This window comes from Rhizobium pisi (genome assembly GCF_003938655.1).
Taxonomy (GTDB): Bacteria; Pseudomonadota; Alphaproteobacteria; order Rhizobiales; family Rhizobiaceae; genus Rhizobium; species Rhizobium pisi.
Genome location: NZ_RJJT01000002.1, coordinates 279,801 through 295,421, shown reverse-complemented (window position 1 = coordinate 295,421; position 15,621 = coordinate 279,801). Strand labels below are relative to the sequence as shown.

The 15,621-nt window shown below is 62.7% G+C and carries 15 protein-coding genes; 8 read left to right on the top strand and 7 right to left on the bottom strand.

Annotated elements, in window-relative coordinates; all coding sequences use genetic code 11:
* Positions 1-48 precede the first annotated feature (48 nt).
* From EFD55_RS04045 to EFD55_RS04020, 6 genes are all read right to left on the bottom strand, one after another.
* Complete coding sequence (locus tag EFD55_RS04045) at positions 49-1,044, bottom strand: 5-oxoprolinase subunit C family protein (RefSeq protein ID WP_125843224.1); 996 nt, start codon at positions 1,042-1,044, stop codon at positions 49-51.
* The gene (pxpB, locus tag EFD55_RS04040) at positions 1,041-1,748 is read right to left on the bottom strand and encodes a 5-oxoprolinase subunit PxpB (RefSeq protein ID WP_125843222.1); all 708 of its coding nucleotides are present in this window, start codon (positions 1,746-1,748) and stop codon (positions 1,041-1,043) included. Before pxpB ends, EFD55_RS04045 begins: the two co-directional genes overlap by 4 nt.
* Positions 1,745-2,167, bottom strand: a complete 423-nt coding sequence (locus EFD55_RS04035) for an acetyl-CoA carboxylase (RefSeq protein ID WP_125843220.1) — start codon at positions 2,165-2,167, stop codon at positions 1,745-1,747. Before EFD55_RS04035 ends, pxpB begins: the two co-directional genes overlap by 4 nt.
* Complete coding sequence (gene accC / locus EFD55_RS04030) at positions 2,164-3,555, bottom strand: acetyl-CoA carboxylase biotin carboxylase subunit (protein ID WP_125843218.1); 1,392 nt, start codon at positions 3,553-3,555, stop codon at positions 2,164-2,166. Before accC ends, EFD55_RS04035 begins: the two co-directional genes overlap by 4 nt.
* Positions 3,555-3,974, bottom strand: coding sequence for an acetyl-CoA carboxylase biotin carboxyl carrier protein (locus EFD55_RS04025; RefSeq protein WP_125843216.1), 420 nt, complete (start codon positions 3,972-3,974; stop codon positions 3,555-3,557). Before EFD55_RS04025 ends, accC begins: the two co-directional genes overlap by 1 nt.
* Before the next feature lie 352 nt (positions 3,975-4,326).
* Positions 4,327-5,397: a LacI family DNA-binding transcriptional regulator gene (locus EFD55_RS04020; protein ID WP_125843214.1), complete on the bottom strand. Its 1,071-nt coding sequence runs from the start codon at positions 5,395-5,397 to the stop codon at positions 4,327-4,329.
* A gap of 221 nt (positions 5,398-5,618) precedes the next feature.
* Between EFD55_RS04020 and EFD55_RS04015 the strand changes: the two genes are divergently transcribed.
* From EFD55_RS04015 to ppk2, 7 genes are all read left to right on the top strand, one after another.
* Positions 5,619-6,572: a sugar phosphate isomerase/epimerase family protein gene (locus EFD55_RS04015; protein WP_125843212.1), complete on the top strand. Its 954-nt coding sequence runs from the start codon at positions 5,619-5,621 to the stop codon at positions 6,570-6,572.
* A 57-nt stretch (positions 6,573-6,629) separates the two neighbouring features.
* On the top strand, positions 6,630-7,862 hold the full coding sequence (locus tag EFD55_RS04010) for an ABC transporter substrate-binding protein (RefSeq protein ID WP_125843209.1): 1,233 nt from the start codon (positions 6,630-6,632) through the stop codon (positions 7,860-7,862).
* 100 nt (positions 7,863-7,962) lie between these two features.
* Positions 7,963-8,850: a carbohydrate ABC transporter permease gene (locus EFD55_RS04005; protein ID WP_125843208.1), complete on the top strand. Its 888-nt coding sequence runs from the start codon at positions 7,963-7,965 to the stop codon at positions 8,848-8,850.
* Positions 8,850-9,734: a carbohydrate ABC transporter permease gene (locus EFD55_RS04000; RefSeq protein ID WP_125843206.1), complete on the top strand. Its 885-nt coding sequence runs from the start codon at positions 8,850-8,852 to the stop codon at positions 9,732-9,734. Before EFD55_RS04005 ends, EFD55_RS04000 begins: the two co-directional genes overlap by 1 nt.
* 7 nt (positions 9,735-9,741) lie before the next feature.
* Positions 9,742-10,824, top strand: a complete 1,083-nt coding sequence (locus tag EFD55_RS03995; RefSeq protein WP_125843204.1) for an ABC transporter ATP-binding protein — start codon at positions 9,742-9,744, stop codon at positions 10,822-10,824.
* Positions 10,825-10,907: 83 nt separating this feature from the next.
* Positions 10,908-12,560 carry a GMC oxidoreductase gene (locus EFD55_RS03990; protein WP_125843202.1) on the top strand — a complete coding sequence of 551 codons (1,653 nt, stop codon included), beginning with the start codon at positions 10,908-10,910 and terminating at the stop codon, positions 12,558-12,560.
* Positions 12,561-12,668: 108 nt separating this feature from the next.
* Positions 12,669-13,583, top strand: a complete 915-nt coding sequence (gene ppk2 / locus EFD55_RS03985) for a polyphosphate kinase 2 (RefSeq protein WP_125843200.1) — start codon at positions 12,669-12,671, stop codon at positions 13,581-13,583.
* Positions 13,584-13,687: 104 nt separating this feature from the next.
* On the opposite strand, the gene EFD55_RS03980 is transcribed toward ppk2, so the two are convergent.
* Positions 13,688-14,563, bottom strand: a complete 876-nt coding sequence (locus EFD55_RS03980; protein WP_125843198.1) for an aldo/keto reductase family oxidoreductase — start codon at positions 14,561-14,563, stop codon at positions 13,688-13,690.
* A 96-nt stretch (positions 14,564-14,659) separates the two neighbouring features.
* Between EFD55_RS03980 and EFD55_RS03975 the strand changes: the two genes are divergently transcribed.
* Entirely contained in the window at positions 14,660-15,571 is a 912-nt protein-coding gene (locus tag EFD55_RS03975) for a LysR family transcriptional regulator (protein ID WP_125843196.1), read from the top strand.
* Positions 15,572-15,621 lie beyond the last annotated feature (50 nt).

The window sequence follows — 15,621 nt, the reverse complement described above, 5'->3', positions numbered from 1 at the left end:
TCCTTTTGACGGCCGTCGCCTTGTTTTCATGGATGTCGGCGTCCCGCATCAGGCCATCGCCTTCAAGGCGCGCTTGACCATCCGGCATGTCTGCCTGACGTCGTCGACATAGCGGGCGACAGCCTGTTCCACGGCGCGCGCTTCGGCATGGGTCGAGCGAACGAAGCTGAGGCGGGCGCCGATGCGGGCCTGCCCGAGCCGCCACAGGTCGCACTCGATGACGCCGGCGATCTTCGGATATCCGCCGGCGGTGTTCGCATCGCTCATCTGCACGATCGGCTCGCCGCCGGGCGGAACCTGGATCACGCCGGGTACGACGCCGTGGGAACGCATCTCGATCGACGCCGTCGGCGTGATCGGTTCGCCGGAGAGGCGATAGCCCGTGCGGTCGCTGCGGGAGGAAATCCTCCAGGTCTGGCTCCAGAAATCTTCGCTATCTCCGGCGAAAAGATCGTGCTCGCCGGCTGGCAGGGCCCGGATCGGCAGCGTGCCGTCGACGGAAGCGGAGAAGACATCACGCAACGCTACGGCCGGTTCGACGACGGCAAGACCCTGGGCCGGCAGCATGGCGATCTCCGCGTCCTCGCCGACCGCGATCCGATCGCCCTTCGCCAGAGGCCGGCCGGCATTGCCCCCGAAGCCGCCGCGGAGCGACGTGCTTCGCGAACCCATGACAACGGGAATATCCAGCCCGCCTCCGAGCGAGATATAGGCACGCGCAAGCTGCGGAGGTTGCCTCAATTCGAGAACCTGTCCCGGTTCCGCGAGATAGGCACACCAGGGAAGGAGTTCCGATCCGTCCAGATGAGGATTGCCGTCGGCGCCGGTGACGGCAAAGACGATTCGCTGCTCGAAACACAGGCTGAACGGGAAGGTCTGCACCTCTATCACGGCCGCATTTTCGTCATTGCTGACGAGAATATTGCCGATCCGGACCGCAAGCGGATCCATCGCGCCGCTCGCCGATACGCCGATATCGCGGTAGCCGGGGCGTCCAAGATCCTGCACCGTGTTGAACGGGCCACTTTCCAAAATCTCGATCATAGCTCGATCCTCGCCGGCAGGAACCGCACCGTATCTCCCGGCGCCATCATGGCGGGGCTCGGCAAGGTGGGGTCGAACATCTCAAGGGTCGCAAAGCCGATGGAATTCCAGCCGTTGGGGCCTGTGAGCATGGCGACGCCGGTCTGCATGCCGCCGATCGTCACGCAACCCTTCGGCATCTTCAGCGAAGGCACGGTCTTCCGCGGCATGTAGATGCGCGGATCGAGACCGTGCAGATAGCCGAAACCGGGAGCGCTGCCCAAGGCGAAGACGCGGTAGGTCGCTTCGTGGTGGATACGGATGACCTCGCGATCGCTTAAGCCCGAAAGATCGCAAAGGGCTGGAAGATCCATCGCATGGTCGCCGCCGTAATGGACGGCGATCTCGATCGTCTTGCCCTTGAGATCCATACTGCGCGCATTCTCCCACGCCTCCAGCAGCCGGGCGACCACCGCATCGGGATCTTCAGGCGTCTCCTTGAAGATCACCAGCAGGTTGGTCATGCCGGGGATGTTTTCAGCAAGGTCCGGCCAGCCCTTCACCGTCTGGGACAGGGCCCAGATCCGCCGCTGCGCGGCAAGATCGAAATCGCCTGGCGCCTCGAGCAGGAAGGATCTGGCGCCGATCGAGGAAACGCGAGCCTGGCTATTGGTGGCTGGAACGATCTCGCGTTGGGATGCGCGTCTGTTCGTCGTGACGATCATGGCTGAAGCTCGATTTCGAACAGGGGATCACCGAAGCCGACCAGGGCGCCGGGCTCGGCGAGCAGCCGGATCAAAACACCGGAACGGCTGGCGCGAAGGGGAAGCAGGACATGCCCTACCCCGACGAAACCGACGACGTCCGCGTCGGATACGGAGCGCGGCAGCTTCTGGGGCGTGGCGGAGCCTGGATGCTCGACATAGAAGCGGCCTGCCATCGGCGCCTTCACGACGGCCGTTGCGGAACTGGGCGCGCGTGGCGGCGCTCCGGTCGAGCTGAGCCGGGCGCCATCTTTTCCGGCGACGACGATACGAAGCTGTCCGTCCGGACGGGAGATTTCGAGCCCGTGCACGCCTGCGGTCGTCAGCGCGTCGGTGAGGAAGGCGATGGTTGCCGGATCGCTGAAATCGATCGCGCTCATGCCGCCCTCCGCAGCTTCAGCCAGTGTTCGAGATAGTGGATGTCGGTCTCGCCGCGCGCGAATGCGTGGTCCTCGAACAGGGAGCGCAGGAAGGGAATATTGGTGGCGATTCCCTCGATCTCCGTGCCGGCAAGCGCGTCGCACATTCTCGCCATCGCTTCCGCCCGCGTCGGCGCATGCACGATCAGCTTGGCGATCAGCGAGTCGTAATAGGGCGAGACCGTGTAGCCGGTATGAATATGGGTATCGACCCGAATGCCCGGCCCCTGGGGCAAAACCAGATGGGTGATGACGCCAGCCGACGGCAGGAAGGTGTCCGGATCCTCGGCGTTGATGCGGCATTCGAAAGAATGGCCTTTGCACGTCACATCGCCTTGGGTGAGATTGAGAACGTGACCTTGGGCCGCCTCTATCTGTGCCTGGACGATGTCGAGCCCGCTCGTCACCTCGGTGACGGGATGTTCGACCTGAAGGCGCGTGTTCATTTCGATGAAATAGAAAGCCCCGTCCTCATAGAGGAATTCGAAGGTTCCGACGCCGCGATAGCCGATCTGGAGGCAGGCCTGCACGCAGGCCTCGCCAACCGGCTGGATGATATCGGCTGCGATCCCAGGTGCGGGCGCCTCCTCCACCACCTTCTGATGGCGGCGCTGCATCGAGCAGTCCCGGTGCCCCAGCCACACGGCGTTGCCGTGATCGTCGCAAACAACCTGCATCTCGATGTGGCGCGGATGCTGGAGGAATTTCTCCATGTAGAGCGAGGGGGAACCGAAGGCCTTGCGCGCCTCTTCCCGCGTCAGCGCGATCGCCTCATGCAGTTGATCGGACTTCGGCACGACACGCATGCCGCGTCCGCCACCGCCACCGGCCGCCTTGATGATGACGGGATATCCGATCTCCAGCGCGATGCGTTCGACCGATGTGGGATCGTCGGGCAGCGAGGTGTCCGGGCCGGGAACGCATGGGACGCCGGCGGCCATCATCGCCCGCTTCGCCGAGATCTTGTCGCCCATCGTCGCAATCGACGAGGCACTCGGGCCAATGAAGATCAGCCCCGCCTTTTCGACGGCGTCGGCGAAGGCTGCGTTTTCCGACAGAAAGCCATAGCCGGGATGGATGGCGCCTGCGCCGGTCAGACGTGCCGCGAGAAGAATGGCATCCTGATTGAGATAGCTCCTGGCTGCACTTGACGGGCCGATGCAGAGAAAGCTGTCGGCGGTGCTGCCGTAGGGCGCGTCCCTGTCCGCCTCGGAGCAGATGGCGACCGTCTTCAGGCCGAGCTCGCGACAGGCGCGCTCTATCCGGGCTGCGATCTCGCCACGGTTGGCGATGAGGACCGTATCGAAGCGGCGTCCGGCAGTTGCGGATTGTTCGGGCATTTCCGGCATCAGGCAATCTCCGCCAGCAGCTCGCCGGTCTCGACCTCGCCGCCGTCGATTTCGGTCAGGCGCGTGATGCACCCGGACAGCGGCGCGGCGATCGTGTTGAAGACCTTCATCGCTTCGATGATAAAAAGCGTCTGCCCCTCCTCAACAGCGTCGCCGATTGCGACGAATGGCGGCTCCCCGGGCGCCGGGGCCCTGTGCAGAACGCCGAAGACGGGCGCCTTCACTACATGGGACGGTTTCTCGCCGCTCGAAGGCGCATCGACGATTGATCTCGGCCTTTGCTCGAGTTCGGCGACAGCCTCCTGCCCCGTCGCGGTTCGGAAAATCCGAACCGTCACGTCCTTTTCCGTCACAGTCAGCTCGGTAATGTTCGATCGTCCGACAAAGTCGATCAGCGTCTTGATCTTCGAGAGGTCCATGTGCGTGCTCGGAATTTCAAAATTCCACCGCGCATAGCCGAAGTTTCAGATCGCCCGGTGTTGTGATTTTCGTAGCACGACGTGTCGACTGATGGGGTCAGACGAAGTTTTGATGGAGCGCAATCCGCGCCCTATGGGGACCTGTCGCTTGACGTTCTTGATGGCAGCCAGCCCGGCTAGACGAAATAGAATCCATCGAAGAGCAAAGCGTTTTTGGAAACAGCGCCTCCCATCGCGCGTGCTTCTCTCGCCCAGGCTTCGGCCGAGAGCAAGATCTGCTCAAGGGTTCCCGTTTCGGCATCAAGCCTCATCGAGACATCGCCATCGACGTTCCGCGGAGGGGCCGGCTCCGTCAGCTCCTCGGAGGAGCGACGCTCTCCCGCAGAATAAGCTTGCTGCGGATAACGGTGCGGACTTTCCCCGCTTTTTGCCGCTGGTCAATGGCATCGAGCAGGAGATCGACCGCCGCGCGTCCCATCTCTTCCACCGGCTGCTCGATCGTCGAGAGCGGCGGGGAGGAGAATTCGCAGACGGGCGAGCCGTCGAAGGAGACGACCGAGAGATCATCGGGAATGCTCAAGCCCGTACGCTGGATCCGGCTGACAAATGAGATGGCCATGTCGTCGCTGGTGGCGATGACTGCCGTCGGCTTCTCGGTCAGCTGCACGAAATCATCCGCTGCCTGAACGCCTATGTCGAAGCCGTGTTGATAATCGAGCTGACCGCCCGAACGATGCACCAGCTCCTCGGACAATCCCGCCGCCCCGAGCGCCTCGAGCACGCCGGCATAACGTTCGACATCGTGATAATTGTCTTCAGGCCCTGCCAGATAGAAGAACCGTCGGTGGCCCAGCCGGATGAGTTCGGCCGTGACATCGCGCACCGCCTCACGGTCGTTGGTCACGACGCTCTGCAGGCCCGCATCGCTCATGTCGAGCAGCATTGAAACGATCGGCAGGCCGGAACCGGCAAGCGAGCGTCCGTCCACTTCAGGAAGCTTCGACGACAGGATGATGGCCCCTCGCACGCTGCCGCCGAAGGCGAGGTCGAGAATATGCCGTTCGGAAATCTCGTCGCGGTCGAGGTTGGCGATCATCAGGTTGTAGCCGCCCTGAATGAGCGACTTGTTGATGCTCTGCAGAACCTGCGGAATAATCTGGGAGACACCGTAATAAAGCGATCCCGGCAGGATGATCATGACGATGTTGGATTTGCCAACTCTCAGACCGCGCGCCATGGCATTCGGCGTATAGCCGAGCTGTCTCGCTGCCGCATTGATCTTGGCGCGGGTCTTTTCGTTGACCCGCCCGGGATTGGCAAGCGCCCGGCTGACCGTCGAGATCGCCACGCCGGCGAGCCGCGCAACATCGGCCATCAACGCGCCCGATTGCTCCTCTCCGGCCACATCCTTGTTTTTGTTCACTTTTGCTTCTCTCTTCCGGATGCTTCGATTTGCAACTTTAAGGCAGGCGACGATTTATAGCAAACGTTTGCCAAAAATCGCTTGCTTAAAAAACCAGCTTGATTATCATTTGGTCATGGCAAACGATTGCCAATCCTTAATGCGTTGAAAATCCATGGCTTATTGGATGCGGAACATCCTTCCGCACGCGGGTAGGCCATGCCTTAGGAAATGGATAGGTTATGGCTACTGGCGACAGGCTGCGCTTCGGCGTCGATCTCGTGACATTCTTCCATCCCGGTTTCTGGGGCGTCGACAGCCATGAAGCGATCGTCGACCATGCGCGCGGCGAGCCGCGAGCCTTCTGGGACAAGATACTCGACAGCGTCCAGGCCTCCGGCGTCACCGGCGTCGAGCTGACCTTCTCTCCCTTCAACTGGCAGGACGCCATCAAGACCTATGGTTCCGTCGACGCCTTCGGGGCCGAGCTGGCAAGGCGCGGCCTGACTCTGTGCAGCGGCTTCTTCGCCGAGCTCGAAGCGGCCGGCGACTTTGCCGACCCCGAGGCCCAGCGTGCGCTGATCGACAAGGCGGAGCGCTATGCCGATTTCCTGAAGGCCTGCGGCAGCGACATCATGGTGATCGGCGGGCCCTTACGCCAGACGCTCGGCGCCCAGCCGGTGCAGTTCCACGATTTCGACCGCGCCAAAGTGATTGCCGACTTCCTCAACCGGCTCGGTGCGATCCTTTTTGCCAGGGGCGTGCGGCTTGCACTGCACACTGAGGCGCACTCGATCTTTGCCAGTGCGCGCGACGTCGACCTGATGATGATGCTCACCGATCCGGCCTATGTGCATATGTGCCCTGATACGGCCCATATCATCGTTGCCGGCTCCGATCCCGTCCAGCTCGTCGATCGCCATCACGAACGCATGATCATCGCCCACTGGAAGGATGCGATCGGCCCGATGCCGGTCGACACGCCGATCGACAGACACATCCACGAAAGCCACCAGCCCTACTTCTGCAGTTTCGGCCTCGGACGGGTCGACTGGCCGGCCTGGATCCGGCTGCTGCGCGACCGGGCCTATGAAGGCTGGGCGATCCTCGAACTCGATGCCGCGCCCGATCCCGTCCGCGACATCGCCAACGGGCTTACGCTCGTCCGGCAGGCGCTCCTGCCGATCTATCGCTGACAACAATTCCAAGACAACAAACGCCCCGCAAAGAGGGCATTTTCAAGAGGTGGATCTATGAAGACCATGATGAAGCTCTTTCTTGCCGGCGTGGCACTTGCCGGTTTTTTCGCCTCGGCGCATGCCGAGGACAAGCCGACGATCGAGATCATGTCGTCCTGGACGTCGGGCGGCGAGGCGGCGGCCCTGAACGTCATCAAGACGGAATTCGAAAAGCGCGGCGGCGTCTGGAAAGATTCCTCGATCGCTGGTTTCGGCGCAGCCGATGCCGCTTTCCAGAACCGTATCGTCGCGGGTGACGCGCCCGGCGCCAAGCAGGGCGTCATTGGCCTCGCAGCCGCCGATTTCGTCAGCCAGGGCCTGTTCAATCCGATCGATGACGTGGCCGCCGCCGGTAAATGGGCCGACGCCCTGCCGAAATCGATCCAGGATCTCATTTCCTATGACGGCAAGGTCTATCTGGCGCCCACCGGAGCCCATGGCGAAAGCTGGGTCTTCTATTCCAAGGAGGCCTTCGATAAGGCCGGTATTTCGCAGGAGCCCAAGACCTGGGACGAGTTCTTCGCCGATCTCGATAAGCTGAAGGCTGCCGGCGTCGTCCCGGTCGCCTGGGGTGGTCAGCCCTGGCAGCAGACCAAGGTCTTCAACATGATCCTGCTCTCGCAGGTCGGGATCGACGGCTTCCTGAAGATCTATGCCGACAAGGACAAGAGCGAGGCATCCGTCGAGGGCGCGAAGAAGACGCTCGCAATCCTCGGCAAGCTGCGCGGCTATGTCGATGCCGGCGCTGCCGGCCGCAACTGGAACGACGCGACCGCCATGCTGATCACCGCCAAGGCCGGCGTGCAGTTCATGGGCGACTGGGCAAAGGGCGAGTTCACCGTTGCCGGCAAGGTGCCGGGCAAGGATTACGGCTGCATGATCGCACCGGAATCGAAGGGCATGGTCTATATCGCCGACTCCCTCTGGTTCCCCAAAACGGGCAATGCTGCGACCGACAAGGCGCAGAAACTGCTCGCCGAAGTCGTCATGGACCCGACAGTCCAGGTTGAATTCGCCCTCAAGAAGGGCTCGGTGCCGATGCGCTCCGATGTTGACAAGTCTAAACTGGATACCTGTGCCCAGAAGGGCGCCGAACTGATGAGTGCCGACGCCATCGTGCCGGACCAGGCGATCGTGCTAACGCCCCAGCAGGTCGGCGCGCTCGACGATTTCGTCGACGAATACTGGAGCGGCGGTTCGGACGACGCAGGCGCTGCGGCCAAGAACTTCTTCGCCATCTTCGAGTAGGATCGTGCCCGTGGCGTCGGGTTGATCCCGACGCCACGGCTGCCGGGCCGTCACCTTGCATGGCAGCCTGTGCCCCGTTTTCCCGTCAACGAGCTGGCCGATGTCCATCAAACGCAAAGCCAATCTTTCCGCCACCATCGCGCTGCTGCCGACATGGTTTGTCGCGGTCGCAGTCTTTATCGGCACCATGGCCTGGTCGATCCGGCTGTCGTTCACCAATTCGACGCTGTTTCCATCTTCGATCTATGTCGGCTTTGCGCAGTATTCGAAGCTCTTCTCTTCCGCCAAATGGCTGGCCTCGCTGCAAAACGTGCTGATCTTCGGCGTCCTTTACGTCGCGGGCTGCCTGCTGCTCGGCTTCCTGCTGGCCGCAGCACTGGACCGCAAGATCCGTTTCGAAAGCGCCTTCAGGACCATATTCCTTTATCCCTATGCCATGTCCTTCGTGGTGACGGGGCTGATCTGGCAATGGATGCTCAATCCCACACTCGGCATTCAGGCAAGCGTGCGGTCGCTTGGCTGGGAAAGCTTCGTCCTCGATTGGGTCGTCAATCGCGACATGGCGATCTATGCGCTGGTGCTCGCTGGCGTCTGGCAGGGCGCGGGGCTTGTCATGGTCATTGCGCTCGCCGGCATGCGCGGCATCGAGGCCGAGCAATGGAAGGCGGCGCGGATCGACGGCATTCCCGTCTGGCGCATCTACGTCTCGATCATCCTGCCGCAGCTCGGGCCGGCGCTGGCCGCCGCCGGCATGCTGCTCGCCATGGGTGTGATCAAGACCTATGACATCGTCGTCGCCATGACCAATGGCGGCCCCGGCAATGCAACGGAAGTGCCGGCGAAATTCATCATGGACAATCTGTTCGGGCGCCAGAACCTCGGCCTTGCGACAGCCGGCGCGACGGTGCTCGTCCTCGGCGTGATTATCGCCGTCGCCCCGTTCCGCTACGCGATGCACATGCGCGGCAAAGCGAAGGGAGCCGCGTAATGGCCGATCCTCATCCAAACGGCCCGAAGCCGGTACAGATCACCGCCGGGCGCATTGGTCTCTATACCTTCCTTGTTGTCGCAGCGCTGTTCTTCCTTTTGCCGCTCTACACCATGGTCGTCACTTCGCTGAAGTCCATGGACGAAATCCGGCTCGGAGAGATATTCGCCCTGCCGGCCAGGCTCGATTTTTCCGCCTGGATGACCGCATGGTCGGGCGCCTGCATGGGAACAGTCTGCGTCGGTATTCGCAGCGGCTTCTGGAATTCGGTGGCAATCACCCTTCCCTCGGTGGCGCTCTCGGTCTTCATCGGCGCCGTCAACGGCTATGCACTGTCGCTCTGGCGCCCGCGCGGGGCAAACCTGCTCTTCGGTCTGCTGATGGCCGGCGGCCTCATCCCCTACCAGATCTTCCTCTATCCGATGGTCCGGGCGATGGCGAATATCGATCTCTACAATTCGCTCGCCGGCATCATTCTCGTCCACGTCATCTTCGGCCTGCCGCTGGTGACGCTGCTCTTCCGCAACTATTTCGTCAGCGTCCCGGAGGAACTCTGCAAGGCGGCACGCGTCGACGGTGCGGGCTTCTGGCGCATCTTTTTCGAGATCATGCTGCCGATCGCCGTGCCGATGGTCGTGGTCGTCTCCATGCTACAATTCACCGGCATCTGGAACGATTTCCTGCTCGGTCTCGTCTTCGCCGGGCGCGACAACCTGCCGATGACCGTGCAGCTCAACAATATCGTCAACACCACGATGGGCGAGCGGACCTACAATGTGAACATGGCGGCGACCATCCTGACCGCCATCGTTCCGCTCGCCATCTATTTCCTGTCCGGCCGCTGGTTCGTGCGCGGCATCGCGGCCGGCGCAGTCAAGGGGTAACGCTTCCATGCAATCTGCCGTCTCCGTCAAGGACCTGAAGATCGCCTATGGCGATCACACGGTGATCGAGAAGATGTCCATCGACATCGCGCCGCGCGAGTTCCTGGTATTGCTTGGGCCTTCCGGCTGCGGCAAGTCCACGCTTCTGAACGCCATTGCCGGCCTGCAGGACATTACATCAGGCGAAGTCTGGATCTCGGGCAAGAATGTCAGCTGGGAGGAGCCGAAAGACCGCGGCATCGGCATGGTCTTCCAGTCCTACGCGCTCTATCCCCGCATGTCGGTGCGCAAGAACCTTTCCTTCGGCCTGCGCGTCGCCGGCCTGCCGAAGGACGAGATCGAGGCACGCGTCGCCCGCACCGCCGCCCTTCTCCATCTCGACAAGCTGCTCGACCGGCGCCCTGCCGAACTGTCGGGCGGCCAGCGCCAGCGCGTCGCCATCGGCCGGGCGCTGGTGCGTGAAGTCGATGTCTTCCTCTTCGACGAACCGCTGTCGAACCTCGACGCCAAACTGCGCAACGAACTGCGCGTCGAGATCAAGAAGCTGCACCAGCGCCTCGGCAATACGATGATCTACGTGACCCACGATCAGGTCGAGGCCCTCACCCTTGCCGATCGTATCGCCATCATGCGCGACGGCGTGATCCAACAGCTCTCCTCCCCGGCCGAGATTTACCGCCGCCCGGCCAATCTCTTCGTTGCCGGTTTCATCGGCGCTCCGGCGATGAATTTCGTCGAGGGCCGGATCGAGCGCGGCGACGGGCCGCTAGTCTTCAGGAGCAAGGGGCTGACCATCGATCTCTCCGACTACTCCTTCCGCGCAGCCGTAGCTGAAGGACCGGCTACACTCGGCTTTCGCCCTGAGCATCTTGTGCTCGACGGCGCCGAAAGCGGCCTGCCCACCATTCTGGGCCGCGTTTCCGTTGTCGAGCCGATGGGTTCGGATGCCGTCGTCTGGTTCGACTGGGCGGACCAGAGCCTCTCGCTCCGGCTGATGGGCGACGTCACACTCGAGCCCGGCGATGCCGTGGCTCCCGGGCTCGATATCGCCAAGGCCTCCCTCTTCGGCGCCGACGGATCGCGGCTGTGACGCGCCATCCCTTTGTTTTCCCGCAATTCCGCACGCGCTTCGCGTCGTTTTGAGGATTGCTCCAGGACAGGATTTGAAAAGACATGCCTGAGATCGTCTATGATGCGCTGGTGATCGGCTCCGGCGCGGCGGGTTCCTTCGCGGTAAAAGAACTGACGGCGCAAGGGCTGTCGGTGCTGCTGCTCGAGGCGGGTCCCGCCGTCGGGCCTGGGGATTTCGACCCGGCGCGCAAGAAGGCGCCGGCAAGCAGCATCAATATCTGGGAGCGCGCGCGCGCGACCCTCAAGGGCCAGCCGATCCAGGCGCGCGCGGCGTTTTTCACCGAACGCTTCAGCCATTTCTTCGTCAACGATCGCAAGAACCCCTATACGACGCCGAAGGGCGAACCCTTCCTCTGGATCCGCGGCCGCCAGGGCGGCGGGCGCCTCCACAGTTTCGGGCGGGTGCTGCTGCGCTGGACCGACGACGATTTCAAGATCCACACACGCGCCGGAAAGGGCGTCGACTGGCCGGTCTCCTATGACGAGCTGGCGCCTTTCTACGACGAGGTGGAGGCCTATCTCGGGCTTTACGGCAATAAGGACAACGTGCCGACCCTGCCGGACGGCGTCTATGCGAAGCCGGCAAGCCTGACGCCCGCCGAACAGACCTTCAAGCAGGCGGTCGAAAGCCGCTGGCCGGAGCGGCACGTCATCTCGTGGCGCTATATCGCGCCCGACGCCGACCGCATGCCGCGGCCACTGCGCGAAGCAAAGGCCAGCGGCCGGCTGACGATCCGTTACGATGCCGTCGTTCGCGGCATCACCACGGACGAGAAAACCGGCCGCGCCACCGGCGCTGAGTTCATCGATCGCAACACCGGCGAGGTATCGACCGCCCACGCCGCGACAGTGGTGCTCTCGGCCTCGCCGATCGAGAGCGTGCGGCTGCTCCTGAATTCGGCTTCGGCGAAACATCCCGATGGGCTCGGCAACAGCTCGGGCGCTCTCGGCCGCTATTTCATGGACCAGCTTCCCTGCCTCGCCTTCGGCTCCTTTTCCAAAGCCAAAGGTTGGGCGCACGACGATTCCGCACCAACCGACCCATTCTACAATCCGTCAGGCGGGATCTTCATTCCCCGCTTCGGCGAAGGTGACGTTGCCCGCGGCGATTTCGATTACCAGGGCAGCGTCGGTCGCGCGCCGGTCTCGGAGCACACCGATGCGCGTCTCGCCTTCTTCGGCTTTGGCCGAATGCTGCCCTACGCCGACAATCGCATCACCCTCGATGCCAGGCGCAGGGATGCCTGGAACATTCCCGTGCCGCATATCCGCTGCGTCATGCAGGAGGAGGAACGGGCGCTGCTCAGCCGTCAGGAGGAGACGCTCATCGCCATGGTCAGGGAAGTTGGCGGCGACCTCGAATTCATCGGCTCGCCCACAGGCCTCAAGGAGATGGGCAAGGGTGCCTTCCCCGACGCCGATGCCTTCAGCCGTTTCATGTTCCGCAAATGGTTCCGCAAGACCATGTGCATGGGCGCGGCAATTCACGAGACGGGCGGCGCGCGCATGGGCCAAACCCCGGAGGCCGCGGTGCTCAACTCTTACAACCAGGTCTGGGATGCGCCGAACCTCATCGTCACCGATGCCAGCGCCTTTCCCGGCAGCGGTATCGCCGGCACGACGCTCACCGTCATGGCCCTGACGATCCGCGCATGCCGGAACCTTGTCGATCAGTACCGGGCGGGGCAGCTGTAGACGCGCTTCGGTGGCTGGGGTCGGGCCATCTCGGTGGACGGTTGTCAGAACTGTCACACAAACTTCGCACTGACATGCTCCTGTCAAAAAAGCAAAAAGGAACAGGCCATGTCTCAAACACATCAGGACCAGCTTAGCCGGATAAAGGCCGAAATCGCCGACAGCTTCGATGAGGAGCTGGAAATGCAGATGGAGGAGGACCGACTGGACGATCTGGTCGCCGAAGGAATGTCGGAGCCGGCCGAGCAGACACTCGAGCGGAAGATCTATTTCCGGGAACTCTTCCGGCTGCAGCACGAGCTGGTGCGTTTGCAGGACTGGGTTCAGCACAAGCAGCTGAAGGTGGTCGTGCTTTTCGAAGGCCGGGACTCTGCCGGCAAAGGCGGCGCGATCAAGCGTGTTACCCAAAGGCTCAATCCGCGCGTCTGCCGCACGGTCGCGCTGCCCGCGCCGACCGAGCGGGAACGCCATCAATGGTATTTTCAGCGCTATGTCCCGCATCTTCCGACTGCCGGCGAAATGGTGCTCTTCGACCGCAGCTGGTACAACCGCGCCGGCGTCGAGCGTGTCATGGGTTTCTGCACCCCGGACGAACTCGAGGAGTTCTTCCGCTCTGTGCCGGAATTCGAGCGGATGCTCGTCCGTTCCGGGATCGTGCTGATCAAATACTGGTTTTCGATCACCGACGAGGAGCAGGAATTTCGCTTCAAAATGCGCATCCACGATCCGCTGAAGCAGTGGAAGCTTTCGCCGATGGATATGGAAAGCCGTGTCCACTGGGAAGAATATACCAAGGCCAAGGAAGAAATGCTGGCGCGCACGCACACCAAGGAAGCGCCCTGGTGGGTGGTCCAGGCCGTAGACAAGAAGCGGGCCCGGCTGAACTGCATCGCCCATCTGCTCGAGCAGATTCCTTACGAGGATGTCCCGAAGCAGGATATTGAGTTGCCGGATCGCGTTCGCCATGCCGATTACATCAGGGCGCCAGTGCCGCCGGAACTATACGTTCCCGAGCGCTATTGAGGCATAGCCCCAACGGGTTTTCGCAGCCGGATACGGCACTGCGCTTACGCCATGCGCGAAGGCATGGCGTAAGCGACCGGATCACCCGCGACCCTCCAATGGCGTCAGACGGCGGTCTTCGCCATGCTGTTCAGTTCCTGGACAGCATCATCCGGCAGCATCAGTCCGGCGGCGGCGAGGTTTTCCCTGAGATGGCCGACGGAGGAGGTGCCGGGGATCAGCAGTATGTTCGGCGCACGGCGCAGCAGCCAGGCGAGCGCAACCTGCATGGGCGTGGCGCCAAGGCGTGCGGCGACGTTGGAGAGCGTGGACGATTGCAGCGGGGTAAAGCCGCCGAGCGGAAAGAACGGTACATAAGCGATGCCCTTGCCCGCAAGCTCGTCGATGAGGGCATCGTCGGCCCGATGCGCGAGATTGTACTGGTTCTGCACGCAGACGATCTCGGTGATCCCGCGGCCTTCGGCGACCTGTTTCGATGTGGCGTTGCTTAAGCCCACCTGACGGACGAGACCTTGTCGCTGAAGATCGGCAAGCACCGCCAGGGGCTCCTCTATAGATCCTTCGGCGGGGCCATGCAGGTCGAACGTGATTCTGAGGTTGACCACGTCGAGCACATCCAGGCCGAGATTGCGGAGGTTGTCGTGTACCGCCTGCGTCAGCTCTTCGCGAGAGAAGGCCGGAATCCATGATCCATCCGTCCCGCGCCGCGCGCCGATCTTGGTGACGATGACGAGATCGTCGCGATAAGGGTGCAGCGCTTCGCGGATGATCCGGTTGGTGACGTGGGGGCCGTAGAAGTCGCTGGTATCGATGTGATTGACGCCTGAAGCAACGGCTTCGCGCAACACCGCCAAGGCGGCGTCATGATCCCTGGGCGGACCGAACACGCCTGGACCCGCAAGCTGCATGGCGCCGTAGCCAAGCCGTTTGACGCGACGGTCGCCGATGGTGAATGTGCCGGACTGATCGATTGTGGACATGATCGAACTCCTTTCAAGAGATGACACGAAGTTAGGCGTTGTCCGGCCGCGTGAAAACTGGGTACAATCCGTACGGGCTGTGCGGGATCGCGAACAATGAAAGTCGACTTGAGTGATTTGAATGCCTTCGTGGCCGTGGCACAGGCCGGCGGTTTTCGTGAGGGCGCGCGTGCCAGCGGCGGCAGCGCCTCCTTCCTCAGCGAGGCGGTTCGTCGGCTGGAGGCTCAACTCGGCGTCAGGTTGCTCAACCGCACGACGCGCAGCGTCGTTCCGACAGAGGCGGGCAAGGGTTTGCTGGAGCGGCTCGGTCCCGCATTGTCGGAAGTGGAGTCCGCCCTCGATGTCGTCAACGGTTTTCGCGACAGGCCGGCCGGTTCATTGCGGCTCAATGTGCCGGTCAGCGCGGCGCGGCTGGTGTTGCCCGCCATCGTTCCGCCATTTCTCGCCGCCTATCCCGACATTCGGCTGGAGGTGGTCGCCGAAGAGAGCTTCATCGACGTGCTCGCCGCCGGCTGTGACGCCGGCATCCGTTATGATGAGCGGCTGGAGCAGGATATGATCGCCGTGCCGATCGGCCCACGCGTGCAGCGCTTTGCCACTGCGGCGTCCCCCGACTATCTCGATCGTCATGGCCGGCCGCGGCACCCGAGCGAATTGCTCGGCCATGCCTGTCTGCTCGGCCGATTTGCCAGCGGCGCGCTGACGACGCCCTGGGAATTCGAGCGAGACGGCGAGGTGGTTCGGGTCGAGCCGAGCGGCCCCCTGATCGTCAGGATCGGCGGGGCGACCGATCTTAAGGTGGACGCTGCGATATCGGGTACGGGGATTATCCACGTTTTCGAGGACTGGCTGCGCCCGCATCTCGACAGCGGCGCCCTCGAGCCGATCCTCGAACCATGGTGGCAGCGTTTTTCCGGTCCGTTCCTCTATTATCCCGGACGGCGCCTGGTCCCCGCGCCGCTGCGGGCGTTCATCGATTTCGTCAAGGCATCGGCCAGCCAGCGCTGAGCGGCGTCAGAGCTTGACCCCGGCGTTGTCGCCATGATCCCCTGATCTTC